19 protein-coding genes are annotated in these 23,520 nt (G+C 61.4%); 7 read left to right on the forward strand and 12 right to left on the reverse strand.

Annotated features, from left to right (window positions below; translation table 11 throughout):
* Positions 1-73 precede the first annotated feature (73 nt).
* Positions 74-1,732, forward strand: a complete 1,659-nt coding sequence (gene thsB / locus V5N47_RS08530; RefSeq protein ID WP_338726858.1) for a thermosome subunit beta — start codon at positions 74-76, stop codon at positions 1,730-1,732.
* Between the two features lie 59 nt (positions 1,733-1,791).
* Here the strand turns inward: thsB and V5N47_RS08535 are convergent, their stop codons facing one another.
* Together V5N47_RS08535 and V5N47_RS08540 are read right to left on the reverse strand one after the other, a co-directional pair.
* A complete protein-coding gene (locus tag V5N47_RS08535) occupies positions 1,792-2,688 on the reverse strand; it encodes a hypothetical protein (protein ID WP_338726860.1) in 897 nt (298 codons plus the stop codon).
* Entirely contained in the window at positions 2,689-3,606 is a 918-nt protein-coding gene (locus V5N47_RS08540) for a hypothetical protein (RefSeq protein ID WP_338726862.1), read from the reverse strand. It abuts the gene before it with no gap.
* A 131-nt stretch (positions 3,607-3,737) separates the two neighbouring features.
* Between V5N47_RS08540 and V5N47_RS08545 the strand changes: the two genes are divergently transcribed.
* A complete protein-coding gene (locus tag V5N47_RS08545) occupies positions 3,738-4,733 on the forward strand; it encodes an ornithine cyclodeaminase family protein (protein WP_338726863.1) in 996 nt (331 codons plus the stop codon).
* Positions 4,734-4,736: 3 nt separating this feature from the next.
* On the opposite strand, the gene V5N47_RS08550 is transcribed toward V5N47_RS08545, so the two are convergent.
* From V5N47_RS08550 to lipA, 9 genes are all read right to left on the reverse strand, one after another.
* The gene (locus V5N47_RS08550; protein ID WP_338726864.1) at positions 4,737-5,033 is read right to left on the reverse strand and encodes a hypothetical protein; all 297 of its coding nucleotides are present in this window, start codon (positions 5,031-5,033) and stop codon (positions 4,737-4,739) included.
* Between the two features lie 57 nt (positions 5,034-5,090).
* Positions 5,091-7,919 carry a leucine--tRNA ligase gene (gene leuS / locus V5N47_RS08555; protein WP_338726866.1) on the reverse strand — a complete coding sequence of 943 codons (2,829 nt, stop codon included), beginning with the start codon at positions 7,917-7,919 and terminating at the stop codon, positions 5,091-5,093.
* 104 nt (positions 7,920-8,023) lie between these two features.
* Positions 8,024-8,449 (reverse strand): Hsp20/alpha crystallin family protein, encoded by a 426-nt coding sequence (locus V5N47_RS08560; protein ID WP_338726868.1) that lies wholly within the window; start codon positions 8,447-8,449, stop codon positions 8,024-8,026.
* Positions 8,450-8,529: 80 nt separating this feature from the next.
* Positions 8,530-8,970: a hypothetical protein gene (locus V5N47_RS08565; protein ID WP_338726869.1), complete on the reverse strand. Its 441-nt coding sequence runs from the start codon at positions 8,968-8,970 to the stop codon at positions 8,530-8,532.
* 80 nt (positions 8,971-9,050) lie between these two features.
* A complete protein-coding gene (lpdA, locus tag V5N47_RS08570; RefSeq protein ID WP_338726870.1) occupies positions 9,051-10,475 on the reverse strand; it encodes a dihydrolipoyl dehydrogenase in 1,425 nt (474 codons plus the stop codon).
* Complete coding sequence (locus tag V5N47_RS08575) at positions 10,475-11,950, reverse strand: dihydrolipoamide acetyltransferase family protein (protein WP_338726871.1); 1,476 nt, start codon at positions 11,948-11,950, stop codon at positions 10,475-10,477. The genes lpdA and V5N47_RS08575 overlap by 1 nt, the downstream gene beginning before the upstream one ends.
* A 1-nt stretch (position 11,951) precedes the next feature.
* The gene (locus tag V5N47_RS08580; RefSeq protein WP_338726873.1) at positions 11,952-12,938 is read right to left on the reverse strand and encodes an alpha-ketoacid dehydrogenase subunit beta; all 987 of its coding nucleotides are present in this window, start codon (positions 12,936-12,938) and stop codon (positions 11,952-11,954) included.
* Positions 12,939-14,045 (reverse strand): pyruvate dehydrogenase (acetyl-transferring) E1 component subunit alpha, encoded by a 1,107-nt coding sequence (pdhA, locus tag V5N47_RS08585; protein ID WP_338726874.1) that lies wholly within the window; start codon positions 14,043-14,045, stop codon positions 12,939-12,941.
* Positions 14,046-14,308: 263 nt separating this feature from the next.
* The gene (gene lipA, locus V5N47_RS08590) at positions 14,309-15,247 is read right to left on the reverse strand and encodes a lipoyl synthase (protein WP_338726875.1); all 939 of its coding nucleotides are present in this window, start codon (positions 15,245-15,247) and stop codon (positions 14,309-14,311) included.
* Between the two features lie 193 nt (positions 15,248-15,440).
* Between lipA and V5N47_RS08595 the strand changes: the two genes are divergently transcribed.
* The 5 genes from V5N47_RS08595 to V5N47_RS08615 all read left to right on the forward strand — a co-directional run bounded on the left by V5N47_RS08595 (position 15,441) and on the right by V5N47_RS08615 (position 22,634).
* Positions 15,441-16,862, forward strand: a complete 1,422-nt coding sequence (locus V5N47_RS08595) for an MATE family efflux transporter (RefSeq protein WP_338726876.1) — start codon at positions 15,441-15,443, stop codon at positions 16,860-16,862.
* An 81-nt stretch (positions 16,863-16,943) separates the two neighbouring features.
* Positions 16,944-19,286 (forward strand): DEAD/DEAH box helicase, encoded by a 2,343-nt coding sequence (locus V5N47_RS08600; RefSeq protein WP_338726878.1) that lies wholly within the window; start codon positions 16,944-16,946, stop codon positions 19,284-19,286.
* 33 nt (positions 19,287-19,319) lie between these two features.
* Positions 19,320-20,039, forward strand: coding sequence for a DUF91 domain-containing protein (locus tag V5N47_RS08605; protein ID WP_338726879.1), 720 nt, complete (start codon positions 19,320-19,322; stop codon positions 20,037-20,039).
* A 37-nt stretch (positions 20,040-20,076) separates the two neighbouring features.
* Positions 20,077-21,105 (forward strand): tRNA-intron lyase, encoded by a 1,029-nt coding sequence (gene endA / locus V5N47_RS08610; RefSeq protein WP_338726880.1) that lies wholly within the window; start codon positions 20,077-20,079, stop codon positions 21,103-21,105.
* Positions 21,102-22,634 (forward strand): tryptophan--tRNA ligase, encoded by a 1,533-nt coding sequence (locus tag V5N47_RS08615; protein WP_338726882.1) that lies wholly within the window; start codon positions 21,102-21,104, stop codon positions 22,632-22,634. Before endA ends, V5N47_RS08615 begins: the two co-directional genes overlap by 4 nt.
* A 4-nt stretch (positions 22,635-22,638) precedes the next feature.
* Here the strand turns inward: V5N47_RS08615 and V5N47_RS08620 are convergent, their stop codons facing one another.
* Complete coding sequence (locus V5N47_RS08620; protein WP_338726883.1) at positions 22,639-23,352, reverse strand: methyltransferase domain-containing protein; 714 nt, start codon at positions 23,350-23,352, stop codon at positions 22,639-22,641.
* Between the last annotated feature and the right edge of the window lie 168 nt (positions 23,353-23,520).

Raw genomic sequence — 23,520 nt, forward strand, 5'->3', positions numbered from 1 at the left:
ATTTGCCACTGGGCGAAAGCAAAAAGATTATATAGAATCGCATTTATAGTCGCTCTTGATTATGAGTCAGCGAATGCAGGGTCAGCCGATGATCATTCTCGGCGAAGATTCCCAGCGCATGAAAGACCGCGACGCACAGGCACACAACATCCGCGCAGCCCGCGCAGTTGCTGACGCAGTACGCTCCACACTCGGCCCGAAAGGGATGGACAAGATGCTCGTCGACTCGATGGGCGACGTCACCATCACGAACGACGGCGTGACCATCCTCAAAGAGATGGACATCAACAACCCGACGGCCGAGATGATTATCGAGGTCGCAGAAACGCAGGAAGACGAGGCAGGAGACGGCACGACCACCGCCGTCGCCGTCACGGGTGAACTCCTCAAGAACGCAGAAGATCTCTTAGAGCAGGACATCCACCCAACGGCCATCATCAAGGGCTTCCACCTCGCAAGCCAGCAGGCGCGCAAGGAAATCGACGACATCGCAGAGCGCATCGACACCGACGACGAACAGCTCCTCCGGAAGGTCGCAGAGACCTCCATGACCGGCAAGGGCGCAGAGCTCAACAAGGACGTCCTCAGCCAGATCATCGTCGATGCCGTCCGTCAGGTCACGGTCGTAAACGACGACGGCGAGAACGTCGTTGACCTCGACTTCATCAACATCGAAACGCAGACCGGCCGTGCCGCAGGCGAGTCCGAACTCCTCGTCGGTGGCGCAATCGACAAAGACCCCGTCCACGACTCGATGCCGAAAGAAGTCGCTGACGCGAACGTCCTCCTCCTCAAGGAAGCCATCGAAATCGAGGAAGCCAACGTCGATACCGAGGTCTCCATCACGGACCCATCCCAGCTCCAGCAGTTCATCGACAACGAAGAAGCCCAGCTGAAAAAGAAGGTCGAGCAGATCAAAGCCGTCGGCGCAAACGTCGTCTTCTGCCAGAAGGGCATCGACGACCTCGCTCAGCACTACCTCGCAAAGGAAGGCATCCTCGCGGTGCGCCGGACGAAGAAGTCCGACATCGAGTTCCTCAAGGAAGTGCTCGGCGGCTCCATCGTCTCCGACTTAGACAGCGTCGAGGAAGCAGACCTCGGCCACGGTTCCATCCGCCGTGACGAAGAAGACGAACTGTTCTACGTCGAAGGCGAGGGCGAGGCCCACGGCGTCACCCTCCTCCTTCGCGGTTCCACGAAGCACGTCGTTGACGAACTCGAACGTGGCATCACCGACGCGCTCGACGTCGTCGCACAGACCGTCTCCGACGGTCGCGTCCTCGCCGGCGGTGGCGCAATCGAAGTCGAACTCGCAAGCCGTCTGCGCAACTACGCTGACTCCGTCAGCGGCCGCGAGCAGCTCGCCGTCGAAGCGTTCGCAGACTCCCTCGAACTCGTGCCACGCGTCCTCGCAGAGAACGCTGGCCTTGACTCCATCGACACGCTCGTCGATCTTCGTGCAGCCCACGAAGCCGGCGAGAAACGCGCTGGCCTGAACGTCTTCACCAGCGAAATCGAAGACACCTTCGAGGCAGGCATTGTCGAGCCAGCCCACGCGAAAGAGCAGGCAATCTCCAGTGCCACCGAAGCCGCGAACCTCGTCCTCAAAATTGACGACATCATCGCCGCTGGTGACCTCTCCACCAACAAGGGCGGCGACGAGGAAATGCCACCTGGCGGCGGCATGGGTGGCGGCATGGGCGGTATGGGCGGCATGGGCGGCATGATGTAAACGTCGGCCAACAACCCATCTCCAACCGCTGACTGTTGAATCGTTTTTTGACCGTTTTTTTACGCCGACGTTGCTTCCGTAGTGGAACCGCTGTCGAGCGTCCGATTTGCCTCGTCAACCCATCTCGGTGGTGAGACGGTCACGTCGCCAACTCGTTCGTACACTCCTGAAACGCTCTCCACGTACGGCGTTCCGTCTTTCTCGCCCACGAGGGTGTAGTGGTACTCACGGATGTGGCCCTCGCTCGTCACGAGCAGTCTGAAAGAGACGTTGTGGACCTCGAATCCTGGTGTCTCTGTGAAGTGCTGTTGTGGTCCAGTGAAGAACGTCCCGGGAGGAATCTCCTCCCCTCGGAGGAAGAACGCCTGACCTCCATTGACCATCCTTGGTTCGATAGAGACGTTCTCGTCGTTATTCAGCAGCAACGTGAGGTCACGTCTCCCGAGGCCGTCTATCGTGTGCTTCCCGTCTTGGTGAGGAATATCATCCTCAATCTCTAACGCAATCTCGAACTTGGGTTCTCCAGCCTTCACCTCCATCTCGTAAACGTTCGCTTCCGTTCCCCACAGCTCCGTGACTGCAGGCGAATCCCTCGACGCAGTCCGGTGAACCGTTCGCTGGTGGAAGTTCGACCGGTTGGATTCGATTGTGAGCGTGGTGTCGAACTCCTCGAATCCGTCAGCACCAATCGGTCGCTTGATTACACCGTACTCCAGGACGTATCCTTTTTCAGAAACCCACTCCGTGTGCGCTTCTCGGAGTTCGACGCCGTTTTGCAATCTCTCGTGGGTCACTCCGGGTGGATAGTCGAGCGAGGGGCCAGGAGTGCTGTCATCCGGTACGTTGACAGGTGTGGCTGAGAAGTCGGCTGTTTGCTCACCTTGTCCCGTGAACCCGTTACACCCAGCAGCCACGAGCAACAGCGAGACGGCGAGCGTCGCAACGACGCGTCGCATTTAGCGTCCCTCATCTGTGGCCGTGTCGCTGGCCGGTGCGCCCGTCTCGTTCACCTTCGAAATCCACTCAGGTGCATCGATGGTCGTGTTGCCCCAGTCTGTGTAAGTGACCGACTGTTCGATGTGGACGCGCCCGTTCTTGGTCGTCTGCGTGTAGGACACGTCGAAAGACTGGATTGCACCGGTCTCTGCGACGACGAGCGACAAACTCCCACCTGAAACGGCCTCCACGCCCCGCTGGTCTGCGAACTGTTCTGGCTCCTCGAAGCCCTCCGCAGTGATGCGATACCGCTCCGTCGGAGACTCTTGAACCCGCTCGACTGTCACGATGTTCATCGTGTAAAGGTAGTTCATGAGTTCGCTCTCTTTGTGCAGATTGACGTACAGCACCTCGCGCGGGTCGATTGGCTCGCCGTCCGGGTCGTACAGCGTCCGATACGTCGAGTTGTCCGCTTGCGTCTCGTTCATGTAGACGCGCTTGCCGTCGGCATACGCGCGGACGATGTAGTCATCGTACACTTCGGTCATCGACTCCGAATCAGCGAACGTGTGCGTGAGGAAGTAACTCCGATTCTTCAGGTACTCTCCGTGAACGTAGCCGTCGTAGATTATAGTCGAGTTCTCACAGCTGAACGCTTCGCCCTCGGAGGAAGTGACCCGCGTGCAGGTACGCGTCGCCGTCGTCTCTTGATGGAACGTAACCGACTGATTTGCGAGCGCCGATTGATGCGCCGACACGAGCGCGCTCACACTCTGGATGCCGTCTTCGGTCACGCCGGGCGGGTAGGTTGGGTCTTCGGGAACCTCAATTGGTGTCGCAGAGACGCCTTGTTTTGAGTCGTCACTGGTCAAACCGCTGCACCCGGCGGTCATGAGAAGGAGACAACAGAGGAGCGTCGCGGGGAGGGACGTGTGCATTAATTGAGGTGATCCAACCCCGTGGAATAGGCTTTTTGGTCAGTCTCCAAAGGTGAATCTGGTCGTTTCCTGCGTTCTCCACTGGAATCACGGAAAGATGGAACTAAGTTTCGGGCGCAAAAATCGCCACCATGGAAACGTTACTCCTCAATCGGGAGGCCGTAGACGAGAACACGCAGATGCCTGAACTCATTCAGGCAATCGAGGACGCCTTCGCCGCCTACGAACGCGGCGACGCCCAGATGCCCGCGAAATCCTACATCGACCTACCGGAGTACAACGGTGACTTCCGCTCGATGCCAGCCTATATCGACGCGGGCGACTGGGACGCGGCAGGTATCAAGTGGGTGAACGTCCACCCCGACAACCGCGACAAGTTCGGCCTCCCAACCGTGATGGGGACGATGGTCTATTCCGACCCTGAAACCGCCTTCCCGCTCGCCATCATGGACGGGACGGAACTCACGATGAAGCGCACGGGCGCGGCCGCCGCCGTCGCCACCGACCACCTCGCCATCGAAGACGCCACCTCCATGGGTCTCGTCGGCGCGGGCGTCCAGTCGTACACGCAACTCGAAGCCATCAGCCAGATTCGCGACATCGAAACCGTCGTCATCTCCGACCTTGACGAAGAGGCCGTCGCCGCCTTCATCGACGCCTTCTCAGACCGTTTCGACGTGCGCGCAGGCTCCATCGAGGATGCCGCCCAGTGTGACATTCTCTCGACGGTCACCCCCGTCGAATCCCCAATTGTCTCGCGCGAAGCCGTTGGCGAGCACACCCACATCAACGCGATGGGCGCGGACGCAGCAGGCAAACACGAACTCGCAGACGAGATTCTGCTCGACGCAAAACTCGTCATCGACGACTACGACCAGACGACCCACTCGGGCGAAATCAACGTCCCATTCCACGAGGGCGTCCTCACTGACGAGGACATCTACGGCCAGATTGGCGAAATCGTCGTCGGCAAAATCGAGGGCCGCACCGACGCAGACGGCCTCACCGTCTTCGACTCGACCGGGCTTGCGATTCAGGACGTCGCCGCCGCCCACGTCGTCTACGAACACGCAGACGAAAACGACAACGGCTACCCGTTCGACCTCATCGGCACGGCACTCCACTAACGCCTATCCAACGCGTCCCTTTCGAGCACGTTCGCGCGCCCGAATCTGGTCGCGGACGTGGACGTTTACTTCTTCTTCAGACAGCATCCGCTCGCGCACGTAGCCAATCGCCCAGACGAGCGCGATAAACGGCGCAAGCGGGATGAGCAGCACGATGAGCAGCCCAAACCAGATGAGCCCGAGCAGACTCATCTCGTTGTTGCCGTGCATCCCCATCTCTGGCTTGACCGAGCGGTACACCTCTTTCAGCTCGCTGGGAAGCCCCGATTCGTCTGTGGTGGTACTTTCGCTCTCGCTCATACCCTAACAGACGCGCGCAGAAAGAATGAAGCTGGCCCTACACTCAGCGAATCCAGCTTATTCGAGGTGAATCGCCGGTCGGAACGGCTCTGCGTGGCGGGCTTTGTCCGCGGGGTCGTAGGCGTCTTCGCCTTCGCGGTAGAGTTCAATGTCTGCGTCGAACTCCGCGCCAAAGAAGCGTGCGGCGTCTTCGTACACCTCAAACTCGTCTAACTCGCTCATCGCGGCGAGCACGTCGTCGTCGCGTCCACGAACCACGTCTACGAGCGTTTGCACCAGGTCGTTCACCTGATTGCCTTTCTCGCGCAGGGATTCGTGTTGCATGACCTTGCCCATCACTTGGCCGATGTTCGTCCCCGTCTCGACAACCTCGTCGAAGACAGTGTACTTCCAGTCGGCGGCGGTGTAGATGCGAATCGTCTCCGGGTTCGAGTCGGTGACGTTGACGATGTCTTGGATGTCGTCGGTCAGCCGCGACACCAACTGCTCGCGCACTTCGGTCTCCGTGCGGACGAACTCGGCTTCGACCGCTGGCCACGCCGACTTCTCGACCGACGTTCCAGTGAGCTGCTCGTGCAGTTCGTTCGTGAGGAATGGGACGATTGGCGCGAGCAGGCGCAGGCGGGTTTCGAGCACCTTGCGCAGCGTCCACTTCGCACCGGGTCGCTCCAAGTCCGCGCGGCGGCGATACCAGCGCAGTTGCTCCTCGAAGCTGTAGAAGGCGGCCTGACTCGCGGTTCGCGTCTCGAAGCGGTCGAGCGCCTCGGTCGTCGTCTCGACGGTGTCCTGCAACTTCGCGAGCAGCCAGCGGTCTACGTGCTTCAGCTCTTTCTCGCCTGCGTCGTCCGCGATAATCTCCTGCGCGCGCATCCAGAACCGGTCTAGCTGGTTGCGCGTGGACTCGACCTGCTCTGCGCGCCAGTCGTAGTCCTGCCACGGTTCGGCGGAGTTGAGCAAGAACAGCCGGACGGTGTCCGCGCCGTACGCTTCGATGGCCTCTGCGGGCAACACGACGTGGCCCTTCGAGGAGGACATCTTGTCGCCTTCGAGCAGCCCCATCCCCATGATGGTGATGCCCTGTGGCTGTTTTGGCTGCTCGAACAGCTCTGCGTGGTGGAACAAGTAGAACGTCAGGTGGTTCGAAATCAGGTCGTTGCCCGAACACCGGTAATCGACGGGATACCAGTAGTCCCACTCCTCGCGCAGGTCGAGGGCTTTCTCGTCGTCACCCTCATCGAGCAACAGCGTGTCGAAGAACTCGCGGGTGAGTTCCTCCGGGGGCACATCCTGGATGCGGTGGGCGATGGTGTAGTACGCCATGTAGATGGTCGAATCGGACAACGGCTCGATGACGAAATCCGTGTCCCACGGCAGGCGCGTCCCTAGCCCGTAGTTGCGGATGCACGGCCACTCGTTCAGCCAGTCAACCGTGTGCAGGTACTGCTCGCGGGTGTTCTCTGGAATCGCGTCCAAGTCCGCGATGGCTTCCTTCGTCTTCTGTTTCCAGTCTTCGTCGTTGTACCGCAGGAACCACGTGTCCTGTTTGGCGACTTCGACCACGCCGCCACACCGGCAGATAACCTCCTCTGAGAACTCGTACATCGCGTCGAAGGCACCCTGACTCTGGTAGTGTGCCTTCAGGTCGTCGCGGACGTGTTCGACGATTTCGCCGGCGTACTCGCCGTACATGTCGGAGAGTTTTCCGGCGTGGAACTCGCGGTTGTACACGTCTTTGGTCGCTTCTTCCAGTGCGGGGTCGTCTGAGGACGTGATACCGTGTTCTTCGACGGCGTCTTTGGCGGGGAACTCACCGTAGCCCTCAACGGTCAGAATAGCGCGTGGCTCAATGGCCTTGACGTCGGCGGGGTCGATGCCGAACGACTCCATTCGCGCAGTGTCGGCTTTCGCCTCTTCGAGCGCCACCCAGTCGTCTGGGCTGTGGGCCGGAACGGACATCACGACGCCCGTCGCGTTGTCCGTGTCCACAAAGTCTGCAGGCAGGATAAGCACGTCTTCGTCGGTCACGGGGTTCGTGACGAACGTGCCAATCAGGTCTTCGCCCGTCAGTTCCTCGGTGACTTCGACGTCGCGCTCTTGGAGGCGTAGCTTTTCGACGGCTTCGACAGAGACAATCCACTCCTCGCCGTCCACCAGTGTCCGGCGGTACGCGCCGTCCGGCTGGACGTAGGCGTTCGTGACGCCGTGAACCGTCTCCGGGCGCAGCGTCGCCATCGGCAACACGATGTCGCCGCTGCGGAACTTGACCAGCGTATACTCTTGGAACTCGGCGGTTTCGCCCTCGAGCAGGTCGTGGGTCGTCACCGGGTTCTGTTCGTTCGTACAGAATTTGACCGGGTGCAGGCCCTTTTCGAGCAAGCCGCGCTCGCGGAGGGTCTCGTACTGCCACGTGATGAACTTCGAGTAGCGCTCGTCGTTCGTCGTGAACTCACGACGCCAGTCGATAGAGAGGCCAAGCGCCTTCATGTTCTTCTTGTAGTGTTCTTCGATGAAGTAGCGCGCAAAGCCCATCGGCGTCTCCAAGTCCTGTAACGTCTCCTCGGGGACGTTGTAGGTGTCTCGCAGGACGGAGAGTTGTTTCTCCTCGCCCTTTTTCAAGCGCTCGACGGCACCGATAATCGGCGTGCCCGTGACGTGCCATCCGAGTGGGAACAGCACGTTGTCGCCCTGTTGGCGGCGATACCGGGCGTACACGTCTGGGACAGTGTACGTCCGGGCGTGCCCGATGTGCATCCCGCCGCTCGGATACGGATACGCAACCGTGATGAACGTCGCCTCCTCTCGGTCGTCGGGGGTGGCTTCGTACAGGCCCTCCTCGGCCCACTGCTCGCGCCACTTCCCCTCGACTGCGCGGGGGTCGTAATCCATGTACTCTCGTTCAGGTGGCGAAGGTAAAAGAACTACCATACCTGACGCTCGCAGGTGTCTGATAGCCTCGCGGGCCCGTCATGGAGCCCGCGGTGAAAATTCGACTAGTCGATGTCGATCTGCTTGCCTTTCGTCGCGCCAGCGACTTTCGGCAGCGTCACCGAGAGGACGCCGTTTTTGTACGACGCCTTCGCTTCGTCGCCGTTCACGTCTTCGGGGAGGTGCAGCGAGCGACGAACCGTGCGGTGTTTGCGCTCTTTTTTGACGTAGGTCGCGTCTTCTTCCTCCATCGACTCCTCGTGTTCGGCTTTGATTGACACGCGGTCGCCGAGCACCGAGAGATGGATGTCTTCGCGGGTGAAGCCGGGGAGGTCTGCGTGGAGGACGAAGTCCTCGTCGCGTTCCTCTACGTCCACCATAATCTGTGCCATGCCCATCATGCCGCGTCCGGGCATATCCTCGAACTGGCGGCCCATGCGTTCGAACATCTCTTCGAGCTCGTCAAACGGGTTGTACTTTCGCATTGCCATTTGAAACCACTGGGTCTACCCCAAGACCCTCGGCTACTCTATACGTCAGACTGAGATTTAACGCTACTGCGCGTTCTCACTCAGAGTGACCGGGGTTGGTCGCGCTTCGTGCGTCGTCGCGCGCCGAGGAACGCGAACGCCCCAGCCACACAGACGAGATACCAGAGCGGGAAGCCAAAGGCGAGCAGGCCAACGCCAACCCCGAGTTCGCCAAGTGCGACCGCACCGACTGCGAGCAGTGCGAGTACGCCAATCCCAGCGAGTCCCGCGACTGCCGCCCACATGCGGGTCGCCGTCCGCTGGGTTAGTTCATCTACTCGACGCTCTGCACGGCGTGCCAGTATCGCATACGTCGCAAGCGCGGTTGCCACGGCGATGGTGGCGCCCACCGGTAGTCCGACGAACACCGACGGCCAGACGAGCGGGTCGAGCCACGCGGTCACGAGCAGGCCGCTCCCGAATCCGGCGACGAGCCCGACGAACACGCTCAACGCGGCGTGAAACAGGACAGTTCGCTCCATGCGTTTAGATTCGGCGGCGGCGTCGATATACCGGCGTGGTGAGTATCACGCGGTGAGAATCGGGATGGGAAAAAGGGTTTCTACCGGTTCAGCGTGTGGATGGCCTCGCCTTTCGCGTTGGCGGCGGCTTCCATCACGGCTTCTGCAAGCGTCGGGTGGGTGTGAATCGTCGCGGTCAGGTCCTCTAGGGTCGCGCCCATCTCGATCGCGAGCGCGAGTTCGGCAACGAGTTCGGAGGCTTCCGCCCCGACAATCTGGCCGCCGAGGATGAAGCCAGACTCTTCGTCTGCGACGACGCGGACGAACCCATCACTGTGGCCCGTCGAGAGCGCGCGTCCGCTCGCCATGAACGGGAACTTGCCGACGACTGGTTCGAAGCCGGCTTCTTCGGCCTCGGCTTGGGTCATGCCAACCGTCCCGATTTCGGGGTCGGTGAACACGGCGGCGGGGATGGCCTGGTAGTCGAGCGCCGACGGTTCGCCAGCGATGACTTCGGCGGCGACGTGGCCTTCTTTCGAGGCTTTGTGGGCGAGCATCGGCTCACCCGCAACGTCGCCGATGGCGTAGATGTGACCTACGTCGGTGCGACACTGGTCGTCGGTCTGGAGGAAGCCCTTCTCGTCGGGTTCGAGGCCAACGGCTTCTAAGTTGAGCGTGTCCGAGACGGGTTGGCGGCCCACGGCGACGAGCGTCTTGTCGGCGTTGAACTCGGAGGTTTCACCGTCTTCGTTCTCGGTGACGACGGTCATGCCGTCCGCCTCTTTGCGCCACTCCTTTGCGGCCTCGCCGAAGTGGAACTCGATGCCGAGTGCTTCGGCCTTTTTCTTGACCACGCGGGCAACGTCCGATTCGTAGCCGGGCAGCGCGTCGTCTAACATCTCAACGATGGTAACGTCGGTGCCGAGTTTGGCGAACACCGTCGAGAGTTCCATCCCGATGTAGCCCGCACCGACGACGACGAGTTTCTCCGGAATCTCGTCAAGCGCGAGGGCCTCGCGCGAACTCAGCACGTGTTCGCCGTCGAACTCGAAGCCGGGAATTTCGAATGGGCGCGAGCCGGTTGCGATGATACAGGAGTCGAATTCGATGGACTCAGAGCCCTGTCCCTCGCCGCCGTGGGCGACGCGGACGGTGTTCTCGCCAGCGAATTCGGCCGTGCCCTGCATGAGGTTCACGCCGTTTGCTTTCATCAGCTTCTCGACGCCGCCGGTGAGTTGATTCACGACGCCGTCTTTCCACGCGACCATGCCCTGCATGTCGACGACGGGGTCTGCGTGGATGCCCATGTCCTCTGCGTTCGCGGCGTTATGCGCCACGTCAGTGGCGGAGATGAGCGCCTTCGAAGGAATGCAGCCGTAGTTCAGGCAGGTTCCCCCGTAGGCGTTTTTCTCGACCATCGTCACGTCGAGGCCGAGTTGCCCGGCGCGGATGGCGGCCACGTAGCCGCCCGGCCCCGCACCGATAACCAATACGTCCGTCCCAGTTGCGATGTCTCCAACGACCATTATTCAAGTAGTAGTAGTGCGGGGTTTTCCAGATAGTTCTTGACCGTGTTGGCAAACTGTGCCGCGATTGCGCCGTCGATGATGCGATGGTCAATCGAGAGCGAAATCGTCATGATGTGGCGCGGCACGATGTCGCCGTCCACGACACGGGGTTTCTCCTTGATTGCGCCGAGTCCGAGGATGGCGACTTCGGGGAAGTTGATGATTGGCGTCGCGTACTCGCCGCCGATTGCGCCGAAGTTCGTGATGGTGAACGTTCCACCCTGCATGTCGCTGCGGGCAATCGAGCGGTCGCGCGCCTTCCCGACGAGGTCGTTCATCTCTTGGGACACCTGCAGCATGCCCTTCTGGTCTACGCCTTTCACGACGGGAACCATCAGGCCTGCGTCCGTCGCCACGGCCACGCCGATGTTGTAGTCCTTCTTGAGGACGATTTCCTCTGCCTCCTCGTCGAGCATGGAGTTCATGTACGGGAACTCCTTCAGCCCGGCCACGATGGCCTTCATGACGAACGGCATGTACGAGAGCTTGACACCGCGATTTTCTGCCTCTTCCTTGAGGTCAGACCGCATCGCCACAAGGTCGGTCACGTCGATTTCGTCGTGATGGGTCACGTGTGGAGCGGTGTACTTTGAACGCTCCATCTGCTTGCCAATGGTCCGACGGATACCGCGGTACGGCACGCGTTCGTCCTCTTTCGAGGTCGCTGCGAGGCTCGCAACGTCTGCCTGCTTGGCTTCTGTCTGGGCCGCTGCGTACTCGCGGACGGCCTCGGGCGTCACGAACGACTGGCCTTCGCGTTTTTCGACCTCCGGCACGGCGTTCAGGTCGACGCCGAGTTCTTCTGCGAGCGAGCGCGTCGCGGGTGCGGCGAGCGTCTTCTCGCGGTCTGCTGGTTTCTGCATCGAGACGGCGGCCTGTGCGCCACTCGACTCGGTCGTGTCGGATGCTGGCTCGGCTTCCGGCTCTGTTGTCGGTTCGGCGGCAGCCTGGGCACCGTCTTTGCCACCTTCCGCGGCGGCGCGAACGTCTTGGTCGGTCACACGACCGCTCGGTCCTGAGCCGACGACCGTCGTGATGTCGACGCCGAGTTCGCGGGCGAGTCGACGGGCGCTCGGGGCGGCGAACACGCGGCCGCCTTTGGCCGATGATTCGCCGTTCGAGGCAGCTTTTTCGGCTTCGGCCGGTTTCTCTGGTTCCGTCTCTGTCTCCGCTTCGATTGGCGGTTCGTCTTCACCCTCAACATTGAACGTGATGATGACGTTGCCAACGGGAACCATCTCGCCTGCGTCTGCGAGAATCTCTCTGACGGTCCCGTTTACGGGCGAGGGAATCTCGACAACGGCCTTGTCTGTCTCTGCTTCGGCGACCGGCATGTCTTCGGTGACGGTGTCGCCCTCGGAGACGAGCCAGCTGACGATCTCTGCCTCAGTGAGTCCTTCCCCAACGTCGGGGAGCTTGAATTCGAATACCATCTTAGAACTCGTAGGCCTCTTTGATGCCTTCCTTGATGCGGGCGACCTGTGGGAGGTAGTAGTTTTCGAGCGCGTAGAGCGGGAACGGCGTGTCGAACCCGGTGATGCGCTTTACCGGCGCTTCCTGATACATGAGCGCCTCTTCTTGAATCGTCGCGGCGATTTCGCCACCGAGACCACCTGAAAGCGGGGCCTCGTGGACGACGGCTGCGCGACCGGTTTTCTTGAACGATTCGAGGATTGCCTCGTCGTCGAGCGGCGAGAGCGTCCGCAGGTCGATGACTTCGACGTCGATGCCCTCTTCGGACAGTTCGTCTGCGGCTTCGAGCGTCGGTCGGGTCATCGCACCCCACGTGAACACCGACACGTCCGTCCCTTCGCGGCGGGTTGCGGCCTTGCCGAGTGGCACGGTGTACGTCTCGTTTGGTACCTCTTCGCGGAATGCGCGGTAGATGAGCTTCGGCTCTAAGAAGATGACCGGGTCGGGGTCGCGGATGGCGCTTGCGAGCAGCCCTTTCGTGTCGTACGGCGTCGAAGGAACGACGACCTTCAGGCCCGGTTCGTGGGCGAAGAAGGCTTCTTTCGACTCAGAGTGGTGTTCTGGTGCGCGGATACCGCCGCCGTAGGGTGCGCGAACCACGAGCGGGCAGGTGTACCGGCCGCGACTCCGGGTGCGGAGACGGGCGGCGTGGCTCACGATCTGGTCGAACGCGGGATAGATGAAGCCGAGGAACTGGATTTCGGGAACCGGCTTCATGCCGTAGGCGGCCATGCCGATGGCCGACCCGACGATGCCGGACTCTGCGAGCGGGGTGTCGATGACGCGGTCGTCACCGAACTCGTCCCACAGCCCCTGGGTGGCGCGGAAGACGCCGCCGTTTTTCCCAACGTCCTCGCCCATCACGATAACGTCGTCGTCGCGTTCCATTTCGCCTTTCAGCCCGTCGCGGACCGCCTGTACAAGCGTGAGATTTTGCGTATCGCTCATTTATTCCTCCAGAAGTTTGTCGTCGCCGTACATTTCGCGGAGCTGTTCGAAGTCCTCCCACTGGGCGCGGACGCGGGCGGGCATCTCCTCGAAGACGTGGGCGAAGATTTCGTCGGGCGACGGCCGCGGGACGGCCTCTGCCGCGGCGATGGCTTCTGCCACGTCGTCTTCGATTTCCTGCTCGATTGCGTCCACTCTCTCGTCGTCTAAGAGTCCCTCGCCGCGGAGGTACTTCTCTAAGCGCGGGATTGGGTCCTTCTTTTTCCAGTGTTCGACCTCGTCGTCGTCGCGGTAGACGGTCGGGTCGTCGGCCGTCGTGTGCGCACCGAAGCGGTATTGGACGGCCTCGATGAGCGTCGGCCGGAGTTCGCCCTGTGGGTCTTTTGCCTTGTCCACGGCGTCTTTCGTGACCTTGTAGACGGCGAGTGGGTCCATGCCGTCCACCTGGACGCCCTCGAAGCCGTAGGCAACGGCTTTCTGGGCGATGGTTTTCGCCGCAGTCTGGCGTTCGCGGGGCACGGAAATCGCCCACTGGTTGTTGTTACAGAAGAAGATGTTCGGCGTGTCGAAGACGCCCGCGAAGTTGAGCCCTTCGTGGAAGTCGCCTTCGCTCGTCGCGCCGTCACCGAAGTAACAGATGAACGCTTTGTTCTCGCCTTTGAGCTTCGAGGCCCACGCCGCGCCGGTGGCGTGGAGCACCTGCGTCGCAATCGGGACGGAGGCAGTGAAGATGTTCACGTCTTCCGGCGGTTTGTTGCCGTCTTCGTGGCCCATCCAGTAGAGGAGTGTCTGCTTGAGTGGCAGGCCGCGAATGAGTGCGGCACCGTGTTCGCGGTAGGAGGGGAACATCCAGTCTTCGTCTTCGAGTGCCATGACGCTGCCAATCTGGGCCCCTTCCTGCCCCGAGAGTGGGGGGTAGGTTCCCATCCGGCCTTGGCGCTGGAGACTGACCGCCCGCTGGTCGAATCGACGAGCGAGTGTCATGTTCTGGTACATGCTCACGAGTGTCTCGTCGTCGAGGTCGGGGACGGTTGCACCTTCTAAGACGTTGCCCTCATCGTCGAGAATCTGTACCTGGTCGCTGGGGTCACGCTGAAGCGTGCTCACGGTCGAACCCACCTTCCTGACATGAGCAAAAAGTCATCATCCTTGGTTAAAGTGTTTTCGTAAATCCCTTTGGGTAACTCCTATTCTTGCCGGACTTTCTTAGAGAATCATCCACTTTGGGCCGAAATTATGGTGTTATAACTCAAATATGCGTATTGTCACTGGACAATTCTGGTCGAATATGAAGTTTGATGAAGAATCAAGTGACACTCTGGTTCGACAGTGCGTCACTCACGCAAGAACGCCGGGTGAAACCAGCAGACTCAGGCCGAATGTGAGGCGGCCCGTGCCTCTTCGCGGGCCTGTTCTACGGTCTTGCCTTCCCGCAAGATTGCATCCACGAACAGCTCGCCAGCCTTGTACGAAGAACGAACCATCGGCCCGCTGGCACAGTAGAGGAAACCGAGCTCTTCTTCTGCCACCTGTCGCCAGACGTCGAATCGGTCTGGGTGGACGAACTCGGTCACATCGAGGTGACGACGCGACGGCTGGAGATACTGGCCGAGGGTGACGATGTCAACGTCCGACTCACGGAGGTCAGAGAGCGTCTGGTACACCTCGTGGTCGTACTCGCCAACGCCGAGCATGATGCTCGTTTTCGTGTAAATTTCAGACTCGTCTACGACCTGTTCGAGCACCGAGAGACTCTGGTCGTAGGCCGCCCGTTTGTCCCGGACTGGCCACTGGAGGCGTTCGCACGTCTCGATGTTGTGCGCGATGACGTCCGGTTTTGCGTCGATGATTTTTCGCACCAACTCGGGTTCGCCTTGGAAGTCAGGAATCAGGACTTCGACGAGAATGCCCGGGTCGCGGCGCTTGATTTCGCGGATGGTCTCTGCGAAGTGGCCCGCCCCTTGGTCGGGAAGGTCGTCGCGGTCGACCGAGGTGAGCACGACGTAGTCTAAGCCAATCTCGGCGATTGCCTCTGCCACGTTCGTGGGTTCGTCTTTGTCGAGCGGTTCCATCCCGCCGGTCTGTACGTCACAGAAGTTACAGCCCCGCGAACAGCGGTCGCCCATCAGCATGAACGTCGCCGTGCCCGGCCCGTTGCGACCGCTCCAACAGTCACCGAGATTCGGACAACTGGCCTCCTCGCACACGGTGTGGAGGTTGTGCTCGCGCAGGGTTTGCTTGATTTTGGTAAACTGCTGGCCGGATGGTGGACGCATCTTCAGCCAGTCAGGCTTCCGCGAGCGACTCATTAGCAAATGTCTGGAGGCACGGGGACAAAAAGCTAAGGTAACCCCGATTTCTCCCTGTGAACTGGTGTCGATACGCGCACCATAGTTGGGTTGCTGTACTCAGCTTTGTTCACAAATGCCGTGGTATTCTTCCTCGCGAGATTCCCTGACAAATATATGTATCTGGGCGCATTATTGTACTATATCTTTCAGAATGTGGCGTCCAAACTTTACCCTCTCTCCGGCTGACATCACTGATGGGCCGTTACTCCGCGCGTTGCTGGTTCTCTCGACGCCGCTACTGGTGCAGAACTTCGTGCAAGTTGTTGTTCAGATTGTTGACCTCATCTTCCTCGGTCGGCTGAGCGGCGACGCTGTGGCCGCCGTTGGGCTTGCGGCTCCCGCGATGGCGCTTTTGTTCTCGCTCTCTATTTTCATTCCCTACGTCGGGACACAGATTCGCGTCTCACAACGCATCGGCGGCGATAACCTCGCTGGCGCCCGCCAGTCGTTCGGTGCTGGCATCTACATCGCCCTCGGGATGGGTGTCCTGCTCGGCGCACTCGCCTTTGTCGCCGCCCGGCCGCTCACGTCGCTCCTCGTGAGCGCGAACCCGATGAGCGTCGACGGGACGGTTCCCGCGATGGCCGTGGCGTATCTCGGTGTGATTGCGCTCGGTCTCCCGCTTATCGCCCTCGGCGACACGCTCGAAGCCGGGTTGGTCGCGTGGGGTGACTCGCGTGCGTCGCTCTGGATGAACCTCACCGCGGTCGTCGTGAACATCGTGTTAGACCCACTGCTCATCTTCGGCTACGGCCCAATCGAGGGCTTTGGTGTCGCGGGGGCGGCGCTTGCAACGGTCATTGGCTACACCACGGGGATGGGCCTTGGCCTCGTGTTCATCCTCCGCGGGCGCAACGGCGGGATGCTCTCTGACCAGTCGTTCGTGTTCGACGTGGCGGAACTGCGCTCCATCTTCAGTGTGGGGCTTCCCACGGCCGTCCAACAGAGCGCGAACCAGATTGTGCGCCTCATCATCGTCGTCGTCGTCTTCGCTGTTGGCGGTGTCGCGGGTATCGCAGCCTACGTCGTCGGTGCGCGCGTGGCGAGTGTTGCGTTCATCCCCGCACAGGGTCTGCAACAAGCCGCCCAGAGCATCGTCGGGCAGAATCTCGGGGCGAAAAATCTAACGCGGGCGAAACAGACGACGTGGCTCGGGGTTCGCCTCGCCGCCGGTGGGCTCGGGCTCATTGGGCTTGTCCAGTGGCTGTTCCCCGTTGCGCTCACGACGCTGTTCGTCCCCGAACTCTCAGCAGACAGCCTCGCGCTCTCGGTCGAGTACCTGCGCATTCTCGCCTACGGCTACCCCGCGCTGGGGGCAATCTACCTGTTTCAGGCGGGGTTCAACGGCGCAAGCCGGACGAAAGTCAGCATGTACGCCTCGCTCATCCAGTACTGGGGCGTGCGTCTGCCTATCGCCGCCGTTGGCGGCCTCGTCCTCACGTTTGGGATGGACGCCGTGTTCTGGGCGGTGACGCTCTCGAACATCGCCGCCGCCGTTGGGCTTGGCGTCTACTTCTATCACTCTACGAGCAGTGGCATGTTCAAACGGGCGAGTGCAAGCGCGGCCGACTAGGAAACGCCTTTTGGCAGGGCGACTAAGGTGCTACCAGATGGCGGTCTCTCTCCCGTTCCCTGCCACTGTGAGGTGCCTCGTGTGAAAGTCGCAGAGGCAATCCCGCAGTTCGAAGCCGTGTTCCCGTTCGAGGAGTTCAACCAGATGCAACGCGAGGCGTTGCCCGCGATTTTACACCGCGAGGAGAACCTCGTTGCGAGCGCGCCCACGGCGAGTGGCAAAACCGCCCTCGCAGAACTCGCTATCTGTAAAGCCCTCGCAGACGGTGGCAAGGCGCTGTTCATCGCGCCGCTTCGCGCGCTCACCAACGAGAAGGAATCTGAGTGGGAACGCTTCGAAGACCTCGGCTACTCCGTCTACGTCGTCACGGGCGAACGCGACCTGAACTCCCGGCGCGCAGAGCGCGCAGACATCCTCGTGATGACGCCCGAGAAGACGGACTCGGCCACCCGCAAACACGACTCGCCGCGCTACTCGTTCATCACCGACGTCACCTGTTGTGTCATCGACGAGGTGCACCTGCTCGACTCAGACCGCCGTGGCAGCGTCCTTGAAGTCACTGTCTCGCGTCTCCGTCGGCTGTGTAATCCGCGCATCGTCGCGCTCTCTGCGACCATGCCGAACATCCAAGACGTCGCCGACTGGCTCGGTGCGGTGCCAGAAACGACGCTCGAATTCGATGACGCCTACCGCCCGGTTGACCTCCACGCAGACGTCCAGACGTACACCCACGGGGACAACTCGTTTGCAGACAAGTACCGCCGCCTGTATCGCGCCATCGACCTCGCAGAGCCGCATATCAGAGACGGCGGGCAATCGCTCGTGTTCGTCGCCAGCCGTCAGGATACGGTGCAGGCGGCGAAAAAAGCCCGCGACGAACTCGCAGAGCGCGACATCCCGATTGGCGCACGCGGCGACTACGATTTTCATACGGACGCCCAAAAACTCCAGAACAACACGCTCAAAAATTCGGTGACCGATGGGGTCGCGTTCCACCACGCAGGGCTCTCGAAAGAGGACAAGGACGCCGTCGAAAAGTGGTTCCGCGAGGGGAAGATTCAGCTTTTATTCTCCACGTCCACGCTCGCGTGGGGCGTAAACCTGCCAGCAAGATGTGTCGTCATCCGCGACACCAAACTCCACGACCCACTCGAAGGCGAGGTGGACATGAGCCCCCTCGACGTGCTCCAGATGCTCGGGCGCGCCGGGCGACCGGGCTACGACGACGTGGGCTACGGCTGGGTGGTCTGTGACCGCTCTGAAGCCGACAAGTACCGCAACCTGCTCCGCGAGGGCAAGGAAATCGAATCCCGCCTCGCAGACGACTTGGACGCCCACCTGAACGCGGAAATCTCGATGGGAACCCTTCGAGACTTAGACGACGTGATGAGCTGGCTCGACACCACGTTCTACGCCGTCCGCGCCCGCTCGAAACCGGCCGAATACGACTTTGACGGCCTCCGCGACCGCGTGCGAAACGCGCTCTCGGGACTCGTTTCTAGAGGATTCGTCGAGATGGACGACAATTTGGGCGTGGATGGAACCGGCCTCGGCGTTCTCGCCTCGAAATTCTACCTCCGACTCGCCACCGCAGAACGCTTCAAACGCCTCGCAGACCGGGATTTCATCGACGAAGCGTCTATCTTAGAAACCGTCGCTTGCGCCGCCGAATTCGACAGCGTGAGCGCGCGCCAGTCAGAGCGCGACGCCATCAACGCCATCCTCGTCGGGCAGAACACGCCAGACAGCATGGAACCCGGTCAGCGCAAAGTGCTCGCCATCCTCAGAGCCAGCATGAACGGCGGGACGCCGCCGGAACTCCGAAGCGATGCGTGGGTCATCCAGCAGAACGCCCGCCGCCTGCTCGCGGCGATGCAGTCGTTCTTAGAACGCTTCGACACCGCGGAGACTGCGAACCTCGCCCGCCGCGTCGAAGCCCGCGTCGAAACCGGGATTTCGAGCGCTGCCGTTGGCCTCACCGCCATCGACGGCGTCGGCTCGGGGCGTGCGCACAAACTCGCTGGAGAGGGCATCGAAACGCCAGAAGACGTGCGCGCCGCAGGCGTAGACGGCCTCATCGATGCCGGGCTCTCTGAGGGTGTCGCAGAGCGGGTCTTCAAAGCCGCCCGCAAACTCCCGAGCGTCGAACTCGACTGGGGCGACTTCCCGACAACAATCTCAAAAGGCCAAAACGACATGCGCGAAGTCCACGTCAAAAACACCAGTGGCGGCGCGCGCGCCGGCCTTCGAGTCACGGGCAACGACACGGAAGTTTCTGCGAAGGCGTCGTATCTTGGCGAAGACACGCTGCTCGTTCCCGTCTTCGGCGGGAATTTCGAGGAGATTGAGTACGCCGTCCACGTCGCGTTCCCCGACCTGCCGCTGTTGCCGCAAGTCGAGCGAAAAACCGTTCGCGTGGACTGAGATTTTTATACCAACACGCGGCCAGTCCGGGCCATGCCCGACTCGATTCGCGTCCTCGCTGGCGACTGTACGATTAGCGTCGACGGAACCCGCGAACAGACCGCCCGCGGCCACGTCGTCGTGGTCGCAAAGCCCGACAACACACTGCTCGTCCACGACGCAGACGGCTACCAACCCGTCGCGTGGCTCACCCGCGCAGAAACGCTCTCTGTGAGCGATGCGGCCATCATCGCCACAGACGGCGACGAGACGCTCACGGTCACAATCCACGACGAGCACACCGAAGCCCGCGTTCCGGCGAGCAACGCGGGGACACCGGTAGGCACGTGTCCCGCGTGCAAGAGTTCGCTCGTTAAAACTCGAAAGTCTGTCTCCTGTCTCGGTTGCGATGCCGCCTTCGGTCTCCCGCAGCACGCAGAAATTCTGGACGAGCAGTGCGCCGACTGCGGCCTTCCACAAATGCGCGCCACCCACGGCAACGCATTCGAGCTCTGTATCGACCGGTCGTGTGAGTCACTCGATGCGCTGATTCAGGCCGAGTTCGACAGGAAATGGCAGTGTCCAGAGTGCGATGGCGACCTGCACATCCTCCGACGGGGCAGTCTCATCGCAGGCTGTGAAAACTACCCGGAGTGCGAGACTGGCTTCGCGTTCCCGACCGGCCTGCACGCGGGCGACTGTCCGTGTGGCCTGCCCCAATTCGAAACGGCGTCGGGCCATCAGTGTCTCGACGCCACCTGCGACGCCGTCTGACCGCAGGCCCTTTGTCGTCAGCCACCAGCAAATAGGCATGAACGGCACGCTCGAAGACGGCGTCGTCCGGGTTGGCGGAAACGCCCGCCAGCAGTACTACGACGCCCGTGGTTACGGCCGCCCGCTCGGGGGCAACGAGGTCGAACTCGACCCCGTCGAAGCGGCGCATCTGCTCTTTCGCGGCGACCTCGACACAGTCGATGGAATGGACTTTCAGGCGTTCTTCTCCCACGTCACTGGCGACGGCTTCGCCGTCCGCTTTCAGGTCTACCGCGACCTCCGCGACCGCGGCTTCTATCTCTCCCCCGCACGCGAGGGCTGGGTCGAACCGACCGGCGACGAGGACTTCGTGGTCTTCCCCCGCGGCAACGGCCCGTGGAACGACGAGATTGCCTACCGCGTCCGCGCCGTTGGCGAGCGCCAGCGCGTTCCGGCGGCTTCCCTTGGCGACCTCGTTCTCGCTGTGGTGGACGAGGAGGGTGAAATCACCTACTTCGACACCGACGACCTCGACATCGAGGGCACCTCGACGTTCGATTTACCCGCCTGTTCGGGGACGCTCATCGACGACCGTGTCGTCGTCTGGGAGCCGCCGAGCGACCTCTATACGGCTGCGTTCTACGGCCAGCCACTCGGCGGCCGCCGGATGGAAGACGGCCCGGTGCAACTCTCGTTGCTCGAAGCCGCGTATCTCGCCGACAACGGGACGCTCTCGGTCGAAGGAGGTGCAGACGCGCTCAGAGCACACGGCCACGCCGTCGAAGGCGACCGCTTCGACCGACGGCTGACGGTGTACACCGAACTGCGCGACCGGAACGTCGTCCCCAAGACGGGCTTCAAATTCGGCGCTGACTTTCGGACCTACGCAGCGGTGGAATCCGTCTCCGACCTGAGCCACTCTGAGTACCTGATTCGGGTGCTCGAACGCGACCACGCCTTCGCCCTGCGCGAGTTGGCGCTCGACGTGCGCCTCGCCCACGGGGTCAGAAAACGAATGGTTTTTGCGCTGACGGATGCGAACGACGGAACAGAGACCTGGTTGTCGGTAGGTCGACTCACACCATGACACGCGATACAGAACATGACACGGGAGCAACGGGCGAGACAGATGCGACGACGCTCGACCCGTGGGGTTCGTCGACCATCGCTGACTACCGCAAACTGTTCGAGGAGTTCGGCATCGAGGAGTTCGACGACCTGCTCGGGGACGTGGAACATCCACATTACCTGATGCGCCGCGGGGTCATCTTTGGCCACCGCGACTACCGCGCTGTCCTTGAGGCAATGGCCGCGGGCAAGCCAACCGCCGCGCTCTCGGGGTTCATGCCGACGGGCGACCCGCACATCGGCCACAAACTCGTCTTTGACGAAATCATCTGGCATCAACAGCAGGGCGCAGACGCCTACGCCCTGATCGCAGACTTAGAAGCCCACGCCGCCCGCGGCCTCTCGTGGGAAGAAATCGACGAGCACTCTCGCGATTACCTGCTGAGCCTGCTCGCGCTCGGTTTCGACCCCGAGAAGGGCGAACTCTACCGCCAATCCGAGAACCGCGGCCTGCAAGACCTCGCCTTCGAACTCGGCATCAAGGCCAACTTCTCCGAATTGGAGAACATCTACGGCTTCGACGGCGAGACGGACGTCTCGCACATGCAGAGCGTCGTCACACAGATGGCGGACATCCTGTACCCGCAACTCGACGAGCCAAAGCCGACGGTTATTCCGGTCGGCCCCGACCAAGACCCGCACGTTCGCCTCGCCCGCGACCTTGCGGCGCGGATGCGTTATTTCGGCGTCACCAAAGCCTTCGCCAGTTTCGAGGCGAGCGGCGACGAACTCGAACTGCTCGGGGCGGCCTACGGCGCGCTTTCTGCGGACGATGGCGAAACGGTCCGCTGTGAGGACGCCGCAGCGTGGCTCCGCGAACACGGCAATCCCGCAGACGACGGCTTCGACAGCGTCGTCGCCAAACTCGACTCTGCGGGCAAAGAGCCGCTCGAACCACGGGTCAGGTTCGTTGACCGAAATGCGACACCCGAGGCGTTCGACGCGCTCATCGAAGCCGTCTCTGGCGAAAAACGCGTCTACGACGAGCACATCGACTCGTTCGAACTCACCCGCGAGGAGGCAGAGGAGTTGGCTCGCAGCGTGGAACTCGACACCGGCGGCTACGGCTTCTACGCGCCGTCCTCGATTTACCACCGCTTCATGACCGGCCTCACGGGCGGGAAGATGTCCTCTTCGATTCCGGCGAGTCACATCAGCCTGCTCGACGACCCACAGGACGGCTACGACAAGGTGAAATCCGCGACGACGGGCGGCCGTTCGACCGCAGAAGAACAGCGCGAACTCGGTGGCGAGGCCGACAAGTGTCCGGTGTACGAACTGTACGCCTACCTGCTCGCGGCCGACGACGACGCCTTCGCGAAGAAAGTCTACGACGAGTGTGTCGGCGGCGAACGCCTCTGCGGTGGCTGTAAAGAGCAGGCCGCAGAGCTGATGAAGGAGTTCTTAGAAGACCACCAAGAAAAGCGCGCAGAGGTCGAACATCTCCTCGAGGACGCGGACATCGAACTCGTCTCGTCGCGCCGCTGAGTCGCTAATTCTCTGGTTTTCGCAGGTAGACACACGGCGTGTCACGGCCGACAAAGGGGAGTGCTTCTGCATCCATCAGCTTCCAGTAGCTCTTGGGGTTCGCGTCGAGCAGGTGCCGAATGCGCTCGTAGGAGAGCAGGTTTTTGCCGTCGACGACACGGTGGAACAGGTCGCGGCGACTGCCTTCGAACGCCGCGTCGAACGTCCACATCGTGTACCGATTCGGGTAGTTGAAGATGAGGTAGCCACCGGGTTTGACGAGGTCGTAGAGGGCGTTCACCGAGTCATCGACGCCGTCCACAAAGTAGAGCGTGGCGAGACAGTACACCACGTCGAAGCGGCGGTCGATGCCGAGATTTGGAAGACTCGCCACGTCGAAGTGCATGTTCGAGAGTCCTTCGCGGGCAGCGTGGGTGGCGTTGTCCTCGATGACGGCTTCTGAGATGTCGTACCCGTAGAACGCGGTGTCCGGGTAGTCTGGGGCGAGGGCGAACTCGGCAGCCGCCGGGCCACAGCCGATGGAGGCGAAGCTCTCGGGCGCGCCGTGGCGCTCGAAAAACCGGCGGAGAAGCTTCGGCATCGCCTCCTCGCCGATGTAGGCGATACGCTCGTATTCGCCGTTTTCGTAGAAATCGTTCCATTCGATGACCGTGTCGTCTGCGTAGGTTGCGTTCATTTGTGCGGCGGGTTTCGGGCAGGCTGCCCGGACTGTACTCACAGGATATGTGGCCACAGCAGAAAAATATTATTTCAATATATTGGTAACGTCAATAATTTCCGGTAATTGTCGGTGTGAACCGGTATGCGTCACGGACATCTCGGAATGCGTTCTGACTCATGTGGGGTGTGTCCGGAACGCTTTTTAGCGAATCCGCTCGTATCACCG

The sequence above is a fragment of the Haladaptatus sp. DJG-WS-42 genome, from assembly GCF_037198285.1.
Lineage (GTDB): Archaea > Halobacteriota > Halobacteria > Halobacteriales > Halococcaceae > QDMS2.

Excerpts from the sequence above, each read along its gene's own strand:
- thsB (WP_338726858.1), top strand. The coding sequence starts at position 74 with ATGCAGGGTCAGCCGATGATCATTCTCGGCGAAGATTCCCAGCGCATG.
- V5N47_RS08535 (WP_338726860.1), bottom strand. The coding sequence starts at position 2,688 with ATGCGACGCGTCGTTGCGACGCTCGCCGTCTCGCTGTTGCTCGTGGCT.
- V5N47_RS08540 (WP_338726862.1), bottom strand. The coding sequence starts at position 3,606 with ATGCACACGTCCCTCCCCGCGACGCTCCTCTGTTGTCTCCTTCTCATG.
- V5N47_RS08545 (WP_338726863.1), top strand. The coding sequence starts at position 3,738 with ATGGAAACGTTACTCCTCAATCGGGAGGCCGTAGACGAGAACACGCAG.
- V5N47_RS08550 (WP_338726864.1), bottom strand. The coding sequence starts at position 5,033 with ATGAGCGAGAGCGAAAGTACCACCACAGACGAATCGGGGCTTCCCAGC.
- leuS (WP_338726866.1), bottom strand. The coding sequence starts at position 7,919 with ATGGATTACGACCCCCGCGCAGTCGAGGGGAAGTGGCGCGAGCAGTGG.
- V5N47_RS08560 (WP_338726868.1), bottom strand. The coding sequence starts at position 8,449 with ATGGCAATGCGAAAGTACAACCCGTTTGACGAGCTCGAAGAGATGTTC.
- V5N47_RS08565 (WP_338726869.1), bottom strand. The coding sequence starts at position 8,970 with ATGGAGCGAACTGTCCTGTTTCACGCCGCGTTGAGCGTGTTCGTCGGG.
- lpdA (WP_338726870.1), bottom strand. The coding sequence starts at position 10,475 with ATGGTCGTTGGAGACATCGCAACTGGGACGGACGTATTGGTTATCGGT.
- V5N47_RS08575 (WP_338726871.1), bottom strand. The coding sequence starts at position 11,950 with ATGGTATTCGAATTCAAGCTCCCCGACGTTGGGGAAGGACTCACTGAG.
- V5N47_RS08580 (WP_338726873.1), bottom strand. The coding sequence starts at position 12,938 with ATGAGCGATACGCAAAATCTCACGCTTGTACAGGCGGTCCGCGACGGG.
- lipA (WP_338726875.1), bottom strand. The coding sequence starts at position 15,247 with ATGAGTCGCTCGCGGAAGCCTGACTGGCTGAAGATGCGTCCACCATCC.
- V5N47_RS08595 (WP_338726876.1), top strand. The coding sequence starts at position 15,441 with ATGTGGCGTCCAAACTTTACCCTCTCTCCGGCTGACATCACTGATGGG.
- V5N47_RS08605 (WP_338726879.1), top strand. The coding sequence starts at position 19,320 with ATGCCCGACTCGATTCGCGTCCTCGCTGGCGACTGTACGATTAGCGTC.
- endA (WP_338726880.1), top strand. The coding sequence starts at position 20,077 with ATGAACGGCACGCTCGAAGACGGCGTCGTCCGGGTTGGCGGAAACGCC.
- V5N47_RS08615 (WP_338726882.1), top strand. The coding sequence starts at position 21,102 with ATGACACGCGATACAGAACATGACACGGGAGCAACGGGCGAGACAGAT.